The organism is Cribrihabitans neustonicus (genome assembly GCF_048820895.1).
GTDB lineage: Bacteria > Pseudomonadota > Alphaproteobacteria > Rhodobacterales > Rhodobacteraceae > Cribrihabitans_A > Cribrihabitans_A neustonicus.
The window spans coordinates 113435-126158 of sequence record NZ_JBMERQ010000001.1 but is presented as its reverse complement, the minus strand read 5'-3'; the positions used below and the strand labels follow the sequence as shown (position 1 = coordinate 126158).

At 66.5% G+C, this 12724-nt stretch carries 12 protein-coding genes; 6 read left to right on the top strand and 6 right to left on the bottom strand.

The window, feature by feature from the left end:
* Positions 1-42: 42 nt before the first annotated feature.
* The 5 genes from ACOHWE_RS00600 to ACOHWE_RS00580 all read right to left on the bottom strand — a co-directional run bounded on the left by ACOHWE_RS00600 (position 43) and on the right by ACOHWE_RS00580 (position 6777).
* Entirely contained in the window at positions 43-1419 is a 1377-nt protein-coding gene (locus tag ACOHWE_RS00600) for a TRAP transporter large permease (protein ID WP_420663447.1), read from the bottom strand.
* Positions 1419-2096, bottom strand: a complete 678-nt coding sequence (locus tag ACOHWE_RS00595) for a TRAP transporter small permease (RefSeq protein ID WP_420663446.1) — start codon at positions 2094-2096, stop codon at positions 1419-1421. Before ACOHWE_RS00595 ends, ACOHWE_RS00600 begins: the two co-directional genes overlap by 1 nt.
* 127 nt (positions 2097-2223) lie before the next feature.
* Positions 2224-3225 (bottom strand): DctP family TRAP transporter solute-binding subunit, encoded by a 1002-nt coding sequence (locus ACOHWE_RS00590; protein ID WP_420663445.1) that lies wholly within the window; start codon positions 3223-3225, stop codon positions 2224-2226.
* Positions 3226-3745: 520 nt separating this feature from the next.
* On the bottom strand, positions 3746-4975 hold the full coding sequence (locus ACOHWE_RS00585; protein ID WP_420663444.1) for a sigma-54-dependent transcriptional regulator: 1230 nt from the start codon (positions 4973-4975) through the stop codon (positions 3746-3748).
* Complete coding sequence (locus tag ACOHWE_RS00580; RefSeq protein ID WP_420663443.1) at positions 4972-6777, bottom strand: sensor histidine kinase; 1806 nt, start codon at positions 6775-6777, stop codon at positions 4972-4974. Before ACOHWE_RS00580 ends, ACOHWE_RS00585 begins: the two co-directional genes overlap by 4 nt.
* 60 nt (positions 6778-6837) lie before the next feature.
* Between ACOHWE_RS00580 and ACOHWE_RS00575 the strand changes: the two genes are divergently transcribed.
* Entirely contained in the window at positions 6838-8019 is a 1182-nt protein-coding gene (locus ACOHWE_RS00575) for a cytochrome P450 (RefSeq protein ID WP_420663442.1), read from the top strand.
* A gap of 100 nt (positions 8020-8119) precedes the next feature.
* On the opposite strand, the gene ACOHWE_RS00570 is transcribed toward ACOHWE_RS00575, so the two are convergent.
* Positions 8120-8587 (bottom strand): Lrp/AsnC family transcriptional regulator, encoded by a 468-nt coding sequence (locus tag ACOHWE_RS00570; protein ID WP_420664642.1) that lies wholly within the window; start codon positions 8585-8587, stop codon positions 8120-8122.
* 147 nt (positions 8588-8734) lie between these two features.
* Between ACOHWE_RS00570 and cobA the strand changes: the two genes are divergently transcribed.
* From cobA to ACOHWE_RS00545, 5 genes are read left to right on the top strand one after another with little or no spacing between them, the layout of a single operon-like run.
* Complete coding sequence (cobA, locus tag ACOHWE_RS00565) at positions 8735-9538, top strand: uroporphyrinogen-III C-methyltransferase (protein WP_420663441.1); 804 nt, start codon at positions 8735-8737, stop codon at positions 9536-9538.
* The gene (locus tag ACOHWE_RS00560) at positions 9538-9846 is read left to right on the top strand and encodes a DUF2849 domain-containing protein (protein WP_420663440.1); all 309 of its coding nucleotides are present in this window, start codon (positions 9538-9540) and stop codon (positions 9844-9846) included. Before cobA ends, ACOHWE_RS00560 begins: the two co-directional genes overlap by 1 nt.
* Positions 9839-11503, top strand: a complete 1665-nt coding sequence (locus tag ACOHWE_RS00555) for a nitrite/sulfite reductase (protein ID WP_420663439.1) — start codon at positions 9839-9841, stop codon at positions 11501-11503. Before ACOHWE_RS00560 ends, ACOHWE_RS00555 begins: the two co-directional genes overlap by 8 nt.
* A gap of 4 nt (positions 11504-11507) precedes the next feature.
* Positions 11508-12278 (top strand): phosphoadenylyl-sulfate reductase, encoded by a 771-nt coding sequence (locus ACOHWE_RS00550; protein ID WP_420663438.1) that lies wholly within the window; start codon positions 11508-11510, stop codon positions 12276-12278.
* Positions 12279-12281: 3 nt separating this feature from the next.
* Positions 12282-12677, top strand: coding sequence for a DUF934 domain-containing protein (locus ACOHWE_RS00545; RefSeq protein ID WP_420663437.1), 396 nt, complete (start codon positions 12282-12284; stop codon positions 12675-12677).
* Positions 12678-12724 lie beyond the last annotated feature (47 nt).

The following is a 12724-nucleotide window of genomic DNA, read 5'->3' as shown; positions in this document are numbered from 1 at the left end:
GGGGCGTTTTCCATTTTGGCAGACCTGACAAGGTGAAGGCGCCTAGTTGGTGATGATCTCCGGTCCCATCACCGCGTTTGGCACCACTGTCGACAGCCACGGCACATAGGTGATCAGGATCAGGAAGACGAAGAGCACGGCCAGGAACGGCAGCGCTGCGCGCACCACGCCCATCATCGGCATGCCCGCGACGCCGGAGGTCACGAAGAGGTTCAGGCCCACCGGCGGGGTGATCATGCCAATCTCCATGTTCACCACCATGATGATGCCGAGGTGGATCGGGTCGATGCCGAGCTCGATGGCGATCGGGAACACCAGGGGCGCGACGATCACCAGGAGGCCCGAGGGCTCCATGAACTGGCCGCCGATCAGCAGGATCACATTCACCACGATCAGGAACATCACCGGGCCGAAGCCGGCCGAAAGCATCGCGTTGGCGATCTGCTGCGGCACCTGCTCATCGGTCAGCACGTGCTTCAGGATCAGCGCGTTGGCGATCACGAACAGCAGCGTCACTGTCAGCTTGCCTGCCTCGAACAGCGTGTGCCTGGTGTCGCTGTGGAAGAAGGCGGTGGCCAGCGCGTAGGGCTTGCGGAACAGCGGTGTGCTGGGGGCATCGGCGCCGTTGGAGAGCGGCCCCATATCCTTGTAGACGAAACTGGCGATCAGGAAGGCATAGATCGCCGCCACTGCCGCGGCCTCGGTCGGGGTGAAGATGCCGCCGTAGATGCCGCCCAGGATGATCACGATCAGGAACAGGCCCCAGCCGGCCTCGCGCGCGGACTGAAACACTTCGCCCCAGCCGCGCCACTCGCCCTTGGGCAGGTTCTTGACCTTGGCCATCACATAGATGGTTACCATCAGCATCAGGCCCGCCAGCAGCCCCGGAATCACGCCTGCGAGGAACATCCGGCCCACCGAAACCTCGACCGCGGCGGCATAGACCACCATTACGATCGACGGCGGGATCAGGATGCCGAGCGTGCCTGCGTTACAGATTACGCCTGCGGCGAACTCCTTGGAGTAGCCGACCTGGCGCATGCCCGCGATCACGATGGAGCCGATCGCCACCACAGTGGCGGGCGAGGAGCCGGAGAGCGCGGCAAACAGCATGCAGGCAAAGACGCCCGCAATCGCCAGTCCGCCCGGCAGGTGGCCGACGCAGGCGATGGAGAAGCGGATGATCCGCCGCGCCACGCCGCCCGTGGTCATGAAGCTGGAGGCGAGGATGAAGAAGGGGATCGCCAGAAGGGTGAAATGGCCCTCGAAGGCCTCGAACAGCGTGCCGGCAACCGAGGCCAGTGAACTGTCGGAATAGAACAGCAGGAACAGCGTCGAGGAGAGCCCGAGCGAGACGGCAATCGGCACGCCGATGAGCAGGAGTCCGATCACCATGGCAAAGAGCAGGACAACTTCCATCAGTCATGGTCTCCGGATTGCGCGCGCACTTCGGCGATTTCGTCTTCGACTTCGTGGCTGGCCACCAGCCGGTCGGCGTCGCCCCGGGCAATCTGCACCGCGGCCTGGATGAAGCGGGCCACCAGCAGAAGCATGGAAAGCGGCAGCACGATATACGGCACGACCTTCGGCAGCTTCTCGTAGGAGTCGCCGTAGTTGATCAGGTCTTCGAGGAAGCGCAGCGCGCTGACCATCGGCACGTCCTGCACCTCGTAGAAGCTCTGCGAGCGCGCCGAGGTGTCAAAGCCGGTGGGGAACCAGCGCCCCGAGGTTGGCGGCAGATCGGCAAACACCGCCCAGTAGTCATAAGCGCCCTTCAGCAGCAGCAGCGAGAAGACGATGCAGCAGGCGGCGGCAAAAAGGCCCACGGCCCTGCGTGCGCCGGGGCTCAGCATGTTGATGATGGCGTCCACCCCCAGGTGGGCATGGCTCTTCACCGCATAGGCCGCTCCCAGCAGTACCAGCCAGGCAAACAGGAAGACGGTGAGTTCCAGCGCCCACAGGATGTTGGAATTGAAGACGAAACGCGCGACCACGTTGGCAAAGGTGATGATGGTCATCAGCCCCAAGAGCAGGGCGATCAGGGTTTCTTCCAGTGCATTGATCAGCCCGGACGGGCCAGGTCTTGCCCCCGACATAGGTCTCTCCTGCTAATGTTCGGAAAAAAGGTCAGGCGGCGGATCCCCGCGCCGCCTGCAAGACCGGAGCGCGCTGCGCTGATACGTGCGCGCCCCGGGGTGCGGCCTGCTTTCCAGGCCTGCTTTCTTAAAGGCCGGCGTTGACGGACTGTGCCGCGTCAATCTTGTCCTGGCCGACGTCGCCGGAGAACTGCTCCCAGACCGGCTTCATCGCCTCGACCCAGGCCTGGCGCTGCTCGGGCGTGAGTTCACGCACCACGCCGCCCGCGTCGATGATCGCCTGCTTCGCCTCAGCGTTGACCTTGGCGGATTCCGAGTTGCGGGTGGCGGTCACTTCCTCGAGGATGGTGAGAAACTGGTCGCGCACCTCCGGCTCCAGGCTGTCGAGCCAGTCGACCGAGGTCACCACCAGGTAGTCGAGCACGCCGTGGTTGGTCTCGGTGATGCCGTCCTGCACCTCGAAGAACTTCTTGCCGTAGATGTTGGACCAGGTGTTCTCCTGGCCGTCGACCACGCCCTGTTGCAGCGCGCCGTAGACCTCGGAGAAGGCCATTTTCTGCGGGCTGCCGCCGATCGCTTCCATCTGCGCGACCAGCACGTCGGAGGACTGCACGCGGAACTTCAAGCCGTTGGCGTCTTCCGGCGCAATCAGCGGCTTGTTGGCCGACATCTGCTTCATGCCGTTATGCCAGAAGGCCAGGCCCTGCAGGCCGCGGCGCTGCATGGAATCGAGCATGCCCTGGCCGGTTTCCGAACCTTGGAAGGCATCGACGGCCTCGATGCTCTTGAACATGAAGGGCAGATCGAAGAGGCGGAACTGCTTGGTGAACTTCTCGAATTTCGAGAGGCTCGGTGCGGCCAGCTGGACGTCGCCCTGCAGCATCGCTTCCAGCACCTTGTTGTCATTGTAGAGCGTGGAGTTCGGGTAGACCTCCATGCACATCTTGCCGTCCATTTCCTCGTTCACGCGCTTTTCCAGCAGCGAGGCGGCGATCCCCTTGGGGTGCTTGTCGGTGTTGGTGACGTGGCTGAACTTGACGACGATCTCGCCTTCGTCGCAGGCCGCGTTGGCAACGCCCGCGGTCACGGTGAGTGCCATGGCGGTGGCGGCGGCGGTCATGAATTTCATTGGTTTCCTCCCGGTTTTCAGACATGCGTTGGGCGCATGGGTGTCTTCGGCGGCAAGGATCGCGGATGGCGGAGGTGCGCTCAAGACGTGAGTCGCGATTCGGATGGGCCAGGAATTTTCGCCTCTTTTCAGCACCTTGTTTGCACTCCTGCTTCCCTGGACCCTCCATGCCGAGCGAAGTGTGCGGAATGCCGCACAGGCTGGCGGCGGCACTGTGCGGAAAACCGCACAGATGTTAGCGCCCGCAAAAGTGAGCAGAATCATGCCTTTGTCTGCTCCCAAATGACTGGCACCGCACCTTGAATAAAGCCGTGCAGCAGACGCCTCGGCTCGATGTTGCGCAGAAACGTTAGGCCTGCGCCTGCCTGGGCTGGCGCGAATGCGCCTGCCGGGGGGCAGGCAGGCGCAGGCCGGGCCGCAAGCGGCCCGGCCACGGATCGCGAAACAAGAGAGGCTCGCGGCGGCGCGGACGTAGGCAGAGCAGCACGGGAAATCGAAACAGTGCGAAGCCCGCCCCCCCTCAGCGGCGGTAATCCTCGGGGCGGATGCCGTAGCGGGCGAGCTTATCGTAGAAGGTCTTGCGCGGCAGCTTCAGCGCTTCGGCGGCGGCGGCGGCGCGGCCGTTCTGGCGGCCGAGCGCCGCGATCAGCAGCGAGCGCTCCACCTGTGCCAGCTGCTCCACAAGCCCCAGGCCGGACGCGGCGGAAGCTTCCTCGGGCATGCCCAGGACAAAGCGCATCGCTGCGGACATCAGCGAGCGCGCGTTGCCCGGCCAGTCCTGCGCCATCAGCGCGGCGAGATGCTCCTGGGTGATCTCCGGCGGTTCGATTCCGGCCTGCTCGGCGGCCTGCGCAACGTAGTGGCGGAACAGCACCGGGATGTCACCCGGCCGCTCCGACAAGGCCGGGATGCGCACCCGCATCACGTCGAGCCGGTAGAACAGATCCGCGCTGAAGCGCCCCTCGGCCACCCGGCCCGCCAGATCCGCGCTGGAGCCTGCGATCACCCGCGCCCGGACGCCCTGTTCGAGCTGTTCCAGCAGCGCAAACTGGGCCGGCTCCGGCAGCGCCTGCACCTCGTCAAGGAACAGCGATCCACCCGCGGCCTGCTCCCAGAGCTCCGCAAAGGCCGCGGGGGTCAGCCCGGCGGCAGCCCGCTTCACGAAGGCCCCCTGGCCGGCCGGCGACATCAGGTGGATCACCTCCGCCACCTTGGAAATACCGCTTCCAGGGGCGCCCAGAACCAGCACCTCCACTCCGGAAGACGCCACCGCCCGCACCCGGTGCCGCAGGTCCTCGGCCTGGGGGGAGCTGCCATAGAGCAGCCGTGCGGCCGGGTCGCCGTCTTCCAACTGGCGCTTGAGCCGGCGGTTCTCCAGCACCAGGCCTCTTGTCTTCAGCGCGCGCTGCAGCACCGGCAGGAAATCGGCGGCCGCGCAGGGTTTCTCCAGAAAGCCGAAGGCGCCTTCGGACATGGCTTTCACCGCCATCGGAATGTCGCCCTCGCCGGTGAGCAGGATCACCGGCAGCTCGGCGTCGACGCCGCGGGCATAGTCCAAGAGGTGAAACCCGTCCCGCCCCGGCATCCGGATATCGGAAACGATGATGCCGTCGAACTCCGGCGTGATCAGGTCCTTGGCCGCGACGAAAGACCCTGCCGTCACCGCGTCGAGATCGTTGAGCTCGAGCGTCTGCGACAGCGCCTCGCGCACCGCGGCATCGTCATCGACCAGGAGAACCTTGCGCGTCATGCCGCATCTTCCTTCTTCGCGGGCGCGGTTTCAGCACCCGCCCAGGGCTCCAGCTCCACCGTGAACATCGCGCCGCGCTCCGTGTTCACGCCGCGGATGTTGCCGCCAAAGCTCTGCACCAGCCCGTAGGAGATCGACAGCCCCAGCCCCATGCCCTCGGAACTGCCCACGGCCTTGGTGGAGTAGAAGGGCTCGAACATCTTCTCCGGCTCCTTGATGCCGGGGCCGTTGTCCTGGACGGTGACGCGGATCGGCGCGCCTTCGGGGGTGCTGGCGTGCAGGGCCAGGGTGATTTCGCGCGCCTCCTGCGCCAGCATCGCGTCGGCTGCGTTGTTGATGAGGTTGACGAAGACCTGCGTCAGCCGCACCTCGCCGCCCCAGGCATGGATTGGCGCCGGATGCGCCTCCGGCCGCCAGGTGAGCTGCACATTGTCGTTGCGCAGCCGCGGCGCGGTGAGTTCCACGGCGGTGTTCAGCACCTGGACCAGGTCGACCCGCGCCATCGGCTCGCTTTCGTTGCGGGCAAAGGCGCGCAGGTTGCGGATGATCCGCGCCATCCGCGCCGCCATGCCGGCAATCCGGCCGAGGTTCTCGCCCGTACGCTCCGTGTTGCCGCGGGCGAGGAAAGCGGCGCCGTTCTCGGCATATTGCTGGATCGCCATCAGCGGCTGGTTCAGTTCATGGCTGATCCCGGCCGACATCTGCCCAAGCGCGGAGAGCTTGCCGGCCTGCACCAGTTCCTGCTGCGCGCGTTTCAGCGCGGCCTCGGCCTCCTCGCGCTCGCCCACCTCGCGCCGGAGGCGGGTGTTGGCGGCCAGGAGCGCCCTGGTGCGCGCCGCGACCCGGGTTTCCAATACAGCGTTGGCCTCGGCCAGGGTGCGGCGGCGCTCGGTCGCGACAAACAACAGCGCACCGAATGCCAGGCACAGCGCCGCCAGCGTCGCCGCCTGCAGCCCCGCCAGCCGCTGCGCCGGGGCCACGTCGACGAGGATCTCTCCCAGCATGCCGATCACCGGCAGATCGACGCTCAGATGCAAAGCGCGCTCCGGCAAGTAGGGGCCGGCCGCCAGAGTCCAGATCTCGTGCCCGCCATGCTCGCTGCGGCCGGTGATGCGGGGGATGTCTTGCGGCCGGTTTTCCGAGCCGCCGCGCCCGGGTCGGAAGCGCTGCCAGAACAGCAGCTCGGAGCGGTTGGAGATAAAGACCTCACCACTCCTGCCGGTGAAGAAGACCGCGGGCAGAGAGCCGCGCCAGGTCTGCTCCACCTCTGCCACATCAGCCACCACCACCAGCGCGCCGCGCACGCCGCCTTCCGGCGCAAAGACCGGGGCCGCGTAAAAATATGCCCGCTGTCCGCCGGGCTGCAGCACGCCATGGCCAGTGCCGAGCGCACCCTGCATGGCGCGGCGGAAATAGGGTGCCTCTGCCACGCTGGGCCCAGCGACTTCTTCGGCCGCGGCCAGCACCCGGCCACCGGGGGCAGCAAAGAATACATCCAGCGCCGCGGTCTTGTCCGCGACCGAACGCAGCAGTGCTGCAGCCTCCCCGCGCAGCGGCTCTTCCCGCGCCGCAGCCAGACCCGCCAGCCCGGGATGCGCCGCGGTCAGAACGGCAAGCTCCTGGTAGACCTGCAACTGCGTGCTGACCCGGTCCGAAGCGAGTGCCAGATCGGCAGCACTGCGCTCAGCCAGCGCGTCCAGCGCCTGGCGGTAGCCATAGGACCAGACCCCGGCGGTGAGGGCTGCCACGGCAAGGGCAAAGGCCAGCGGCAGGCGCCAGCGGGTGAAGCTGCGTGATATCATTGCCGCAGACTAGCAAAGCAGCGCTTGCATTGGCCAGCGCCGCCGGCAAAATCGCTCCCCATGAAGAGCTTGACCCAACTCCCCGCCGATCCGGCCTTTGCGCAGGACCCCTATCCGTTTTATGCCGCGGCCCGCCGCGACGGCCCGCTGCACTACTGGCAGGACTATGGCATGGTGGCCGCCTTCCGCCACGACGCCGTGCACATGCTGCTGCGCGACCGCCGCTTCGGCCGCGAGGTGCCGGAGGAACTGCAGAAGCCCGGGCCGCAGCACCTCGCGCCCTTCCTGGCGGTGGAGGCGCATTCGATGCTCGACGCCGAGCCGCCGCGCCACACCCGCCTGCGCCGCCTGGTGCTGCGCGCCTTCACCTCGCGCGAGATCGCGGCGCTGGAGCCCTGGCTGGAGGAGCTCTGCAACGAGCTGATCGATCGTTTCCCGGCCGAACCCTTCGACCTCCTGGAGGCCTATTGCACCCAGGTGCCGGTACTGGCGATCTGCCGCCTGCTGGGCGTGCCCGCGGAAATGGCGCCGCAGCTTCTCGACTGGTCGCACAAGATGGTGGCGATGTACCAGGCCTCGCGCACCGAAGAGACCGAACACGCCGCCGCCGCGGCCTCCCAGGCTTTTGCGGATTTCCTGCGCGGCTACGTCGAGGAGCGCCGCAGCCAGCCCGGAGACGACCTGATCACCCGCCTGATCGCGGCCGAGGAAGAAGGCGACAAGCTCTCCTCCGACGAGCTGATCGGCACCTGCATCCTTCTGCTGAACGCGGGCCACGAGGCGACGGTGCACGGGCTCGGCAACGGGGTGAAGACGATGCTGCAAAAGGGCTGGCAGCCGGAGTGGCTTGCACCCGAAGGCATCGACGGGCTGGTCGAGGAGATCCTGCGCTACGACCCGCCGCTGCACATGTTCACCCGCTACGCCTACGAGGAGGCCGAGGTCTTCGGCCATACCTTCCAGCGCGGCGACCAGGTGGCACTGCTGCTGGCCGCCGCCAACCGCGACCCGGCGGCGCTCGACGATCCCGAGCGCTTCGACCCGGCGCGCCCGCCCAAAGTCAACAAGTCCTTCGGCGGCGGCCTGCACTTCTGCGTTGGCGCGCCGCTTGCGCGGCTGGAGATGAAGATCGCCCTGCCCGCGCTGTTCGAGCGCTGCCCGAACCTGCGCCTTGCCGAGCCGCCGGAATACTCCAACACCTATCACTTCCACGGGCTGAAGCGGCTGATGGTGCAGGTCTGAAGCACCGCGCCCTAGGCCGGCCTCGGCGCTATGGGTATTTACAGTCAGAAAGCAGCCGCAGACTTTTGCCCCCACTTTCTGACCTCAAATACCCAAAGAGCTACTCCTGCAGGGGGAGCATGGTGGTCGACTTGATCTCCTCCATCGAGAGGAGCGCGGTGACATTGTGCACCCGCACCTCGGAGATCAGCGCCTGGTAGAACTTGTCGTAGGCGCGCGCATTCTGCACCCGCACCTTTAGGATGTAGTCGATTTCCCCCGCGAGCCGGTGCGCCTCCTGCACCTCGGGGCGTTCCTTCAGCGCCTTGAGGAACTTTGCCTGCCAGTCGGATTCATGCTCCGAGGTGCGGATCAGCACGAAGAAGCAGGCCTCGAACCCTAGTGCTTCGGGGTCCAGGAGCACGGTCTGCTGGCCAATCACCCCGGCCTCGCGCAGCTTGCGGATGCGATTCCACACCGGGGTCTTGGAAGAGCCCACCCGGCGGGCGATTTCGTCCAGCGACTGGCTGGCATCCCGCTGCAGCTCGGCCAGAATTTTCCGGTCTGTGGCGTCGATCCGCACCGTCATTCCTGTTTTCTCCTTCTGCGAGGACCATTCGGCCTGTCGTTCGGCCCTGTCGGAACCCATGTTCTTATTTCCCCGCCCATATGGCGTCATGGCGGGAATATTTCCTATATCTGAGGGCAAGTCAAACCCACCCCGGAGAGCCAAGCGATGCCATCCCGTCCCACAGCAGCCGATCCCGCAGCGCCCCTGGGCGCGCCGGTTCCGGGCGAAGTGGTGATTGCCGGCTCCGGGCCGGGCGATCCGGACCTGCTGACCGTGAAGGCGCTGAAGGCGCTGCAGAAGGCTGATGTGGTGCTGCACGACCGTCTGGTCAGCGCGGAGATCCTCGCGCTCGCAGGCCCGCAGGCGGTGCTGGAGGATGTCGGCAAGGAGGGCTTCGGCCCCTCGATGAGCCAGGAGGAGATCTGCGCCCGCCTGATCGCGCATGCCCGCGCGGGCGCCAAGGTGCTGCGGCTCAAGGGCGGCGATCCGGCCATCTTTGCGCGCCTCGACGAGGAGCTGGCCGCCTGCGAGGCTGCGGGCGTCGCCTACAGCATCATCCCCGGCATCACTGCCGCCTCGGCCGCGGCCGCGGGCATCGGGCAGAGCCTGACCCAGCGCGGCCGCAATGCCGCTGTGCGCTTCCTGACCGGCCACGTGATGCGCGGCTTTGCCGATCACGACTGGGCAGCGCTGGCGCGCCCGGGCGAGGTGGCCGCGATCTACATGGGCAAGAAATCGGCCCGCTTCATACAAGGCCGCCTGATCATGCATGGCGCGGACCGTGCAACGCCGGTGACCCTTGTCGAGAATGCCTCGCGCCCCGATCAGCGGGTGCTGGAAACCACGCTGGACCGCCTGCCCGCCGACCTCGACGCGGCCGGGCTGGAAGGTCCGGCCCTGACCTTCCTGGGTCTCGCCCCGCGCAAGGCGGCGGCGGCCCTGACCGACCTCAAGACGGAGCTTGCCTGATGCCACGCCCCTTTACGCCCAAAGTTGTCACCGCCAATGACCTGCTCGAAGGCGATGTGATTTACCTCAAGGCCGACAACAGCTGGACCCGGGACATGTCCGAAGCCGAGCTGATCACCGACGAGGCCGACGCCCAGCTACGCCTTCTGGAGGCCGAGCAGCAGGCGCTGAAGATCGTCGGCGCCTATCTGGCCGATGCCAAGGCAGGCCCGAACGGCCCCGAACCAACCCATTTCCGCGAGGAATTCCGCCGCACCGGCCCCTCCAACTACTTCCACGGCAAGCAGGAGGCTGAAGCCAATGTATAAGTACAATGAGTTCGACACAGCCTTCCTCGCGGAGCGCAACGCCCAGTTCCGCGCCCAGGTCGAGCGCCGCATCGACGGCAGCCTCACCGAGGATGAATTCAAGCCGCTGCGCCTGATGAACGGCGTTTACCTGCAGCTGCATGCCTACATGCTGCGGGTGGCGATCCCCTATGGCACGCTGAACTCGAACCAGATGCGCGCGCTCGCGCTCCTGGCCGAGAAGTGGGACAAGGGCTACGGCCATTTCACCACCCGCCAGAACATCCAGTACAACTGGCCCAAGCTGCGCGACATTCCGGACATGCTGGACGCGCTTGGCGAGGTTGGCCTGCACGCGATCCAGACCTCGGGCAACACCATCCGCAACACCACCGCCGACCATTTCGCCGGCGCCGCCGCGGACGAGCTGGTGGACCCGCGCCCCTATGCCGAGCTGATCCGCCAGTGGTCGACCGATCACCCGGAATTCCAGTTCCTGGGCCGCAAGTTCAAGATCGCCATCACCGGCAGCCCCAACGACCGCGCGGTGACCAAGGCGCATGACGTCGGCCTACGCATGGTGGAAAGAAACGGCGAGACCGGTTTCGAGGTTGTCGTCGGCGGAGGCCTGGGCCGCACGCCGATGGTGGGCAAGGTGCTCCGCGAGTTCCTGCCGCAGGCGGATCTGCTGCCCTACCTGGAAGCCGTGCTCAGCACCTACAACGTGCTGGGGCGCCGCGACAACAAGTACAAGGCGCGCATCAAGATCACCGTGCAGGAAAACGGGATCGACACCTTCCGTGCGATGGTGGAGGAAGCCTTCATGGCCCGGCGCGGCGAGTTCGACGGCACCGACCAGGCGCTGCTCGAAGAGATCAAGACGCAGTTCACCGCGCCTGCCTTCCGCAAGGGGCCGGTGGATGCCTTTGATGCGGCTTACGCCGCCGACCCGGTGTTCCGCGCCTGGGCTGACACCAATCTCGACGCCCACCGCGAGGCGGACCACGCCATCGTCACCATCTCGGTCAAGGCGCATGGCGCAACCCCGGGCGATGCCACCGCCGAGCAGATGCGGGTGATGGCGGATCTGGCGGAGGAATACGCCTATGACGAGCTGCGCATCAGCCACCAGCAGAACGTGATCCTGCCGCATGTCCACAAGTCGGACCTGCCCGCAATCCACGCCAAGCTGAAGGCGCACGGTCTGGCCACCGCCAATGCTGGGCTGATCTCGGACATCATCGCCTGCCCGGGCATGGATTACTGCGCGCTCGCAACCGCCCGCTCGATCCCCGTGGCGCAGGAGATCGCGACCCGTTTCGACGAGCTGAAGCTGGAGCACGACATCGGCCATCTGCAGATCAAGATCTCGGGCTGCATCAACGCCTGCGGCCACCACCACGTGGGCCATATCGGCATCCTCGGGCTGGACCGTGCGGGCGTGGAGAACTACCAGATCACCCTGGGCGGCGACGCCACAGAGACGGCTGCCATCGGCACCCGCACCGGCCCCGGTTTCGCCTATGACGAGATCGTACCGGCGGTGGAGCGCATCGTGGAGACCTACCTTGAGCAGCGCGAGAGCGCCGAGGAGACCTTCATTGAGACCTACAACCGCATCGGCATGGCCCCCTTCAAGGCCGCGCTGTACCCCGAGACACAGAAAAAGGTCGCCTGACCCCATGTTCCAAGCAACCGGAAATACGCCTCCCGGCGGATCCGGGGAGGCTGATGCCGCCCACGCCCGGGAGCTGGCCGCCAAGGCGGAAGCGCTCAACGCGCGCTTCCGCCACCATTCGGCCACCTCGGTGATGGAAGGCGCGCTGCGCGAGGCGGGCGAGATCGCCCTGGTGTCCTCATTCGGAGCGGAATCGGTGGTGCTCCTGCACATGGCCGCAATCATCGACCCGATGACGCCGGTGCTGTTTGTCGACACCGAGCTGCTGTTCACCGAAACGCTGGTCTACCAGCAGGAGGTGAGCGAGCGCCTGGGGCTGCGCAACGTGCAGATTATCCGCGCTGAAGATATCGCGGAGAAGGACCCCTATGGCGCCCTGCGCTTCAGCGACAAGGACGCCTGCTGCGCCCTGCGCAAGACCGCGCCCTTGCAGAATGCCCTCACGGGCTTTGAGGGCTGGATCACCGGCCGCAAGCGCTTCCAGTCCGGCAGCCGCGCCGCGCTCGAGTTCTTCGAGGTGGAGGACGGCACCGGGCGGCTGAAGATCAACCCGCTGGCGCATTGGGCGCCGGAGGATGTGCGCGCCTATATGGTCGAGAACCGCCTGCCCCGGCATCCCTTGGTGGCCAAGGGCTACCCGTCGATCGGCTGCGCCCCCTGCACAAGCCCGGTCAAGGAAGGCGAGGATCCGCGGGCCGGGCGCTGGCGCGGCGAAAACAAAGAAGAATGCGGCATCCACGTGGTGGATGGCAAATTCGTGCGAACAGGAGCTTGAACGATGAGCGTTATCGTGACGGACACGGGCTTTGCCCCGGATGACTGGACCGGCGGCTTCGAGCGCGCCGACGTGCTGGAGCTGGCCTCGGATGCCAGCGTTGATGATGTGGCGCTAGACGGCGTCGAACTGGTGCGGGTGCAATTCCCCAGCTTCGCCGACGGGCGCGGCTTCACCTTGGCGCGCAAGCTGCGGCTGAAGGGCTTTGAGGGCCGCCTGCGCGCCTTCGGCCATGTGCTGGCCGACCAGTATGCAATGGCGCGCCGCTCCGGTTTTGACGAGGTGGAGATCAGCGACGAGCTCGCCGCCCGCCAGCCCGAGGACCAGTGGCTTGCCCGCGCCAACTGGCAGGCGCATAGCTATCAGGCCCGCCTCCGCGGCAGCACCGCCGCCCGCTGAAGCAGCCCTTAGCGCAGGGAAATCCCCCGCAGCCGGGTGCATTGCGC

What these genes read in the sequence shown, in the direction of transcription:
- ACOHWE_RS00555 (WP_420663439.1), top strand. Translation starts at nt 9,839, where the DNA reads ATGTATAAGTACAATGAGTTCGACACAGCCTTCCTCGCGGAGCGCAAC.
- cobA (WP_420663441.1), top strand. Translation starts at nt 8,735, where the DNA reads ATGCCATCCCGTCCCACAGCAGCCGATCCCGCAGCGCCCCTGGGCGCG.
- ACOHWE_RS00575 (WP_420663442.1), top strand. Translation starts at nt 6,838, where the DNA reads ATGAAGAGCTTGACCCAACTCCCCGCCGATCCGGCCTTTGCGCAGGAC.
- ACOHWE_RS00585 (WP_420663444.1), bottom strand. Translation starts at nt 4,975, where the DNA reads ATGACGCGCAAGGTTCTCCTGGTCGATGACGATGCCGCGGTGCGCGAG.
- ACOHWE_RS00590 (WP_420663445.1), bottom strand. Translation starts at nt 3,225, where the DNA reads ATGAAATTCATGACCGCCGCCGCCACCGCCATGGCACTCACCGTGACC.
- ACOHWE_RS00600 (WP_420663447.1), bottom strand. Translation starts at nt 1,419, where the DNA reads ATGGAAGTTGTCCTGCTCTTTGCCATGGTGATCGGACTCCTGCTCATC.
- ACOHWE_RS00580 (WP_420663443.1), bottom strand. Translation starts at nt 6,777, where the DNA reads ATGATATCACGCAGCTTCACCCGCTGGCGCCTGCCGCTGGCCTTTGCC.
- ACOHWE_RS00550 (WP_420663438.1), top strand. Translation starts at nt 11,508, where the DNA reads ATGTTCCAAGCAACCGGAAATACGCCTCCCGGCGGATCCGGGGAGGCT.
- ACOHWE_RS00560 (WP_420663440.1), top strand. Translation starts at nt 9,538, where the DNA reads ATGCCACGCCCCTTTACGCCCAAAGTTGTCACCGCCAATGACCTGCTC.
- ACOHWE_RS00595 (WP_420663446.1), bottom strand. Translation starts at nt 2,096, where the DNA reads ATGTCGGGGGCAAGACCTGGCCCGTCCGGGCTGATCAATGCACTGGAA.
- ACOHWE_RS00570 (WP_420664642.1), bottom strand. Translation starts at nt 8,587, where the DNA reads ATGACGGTGCGGATCGACGCCACAGACCGGAAAATTCTGGCCGAGCTG.
- ACOHWE_RS00545 (WP_420663437.1), top strand. Translation starts at nt 12,282, where the DNA reads ATGAGCGTTATCGTGACGGACACGGGCTTTGCCCCGGATGACTGGACC.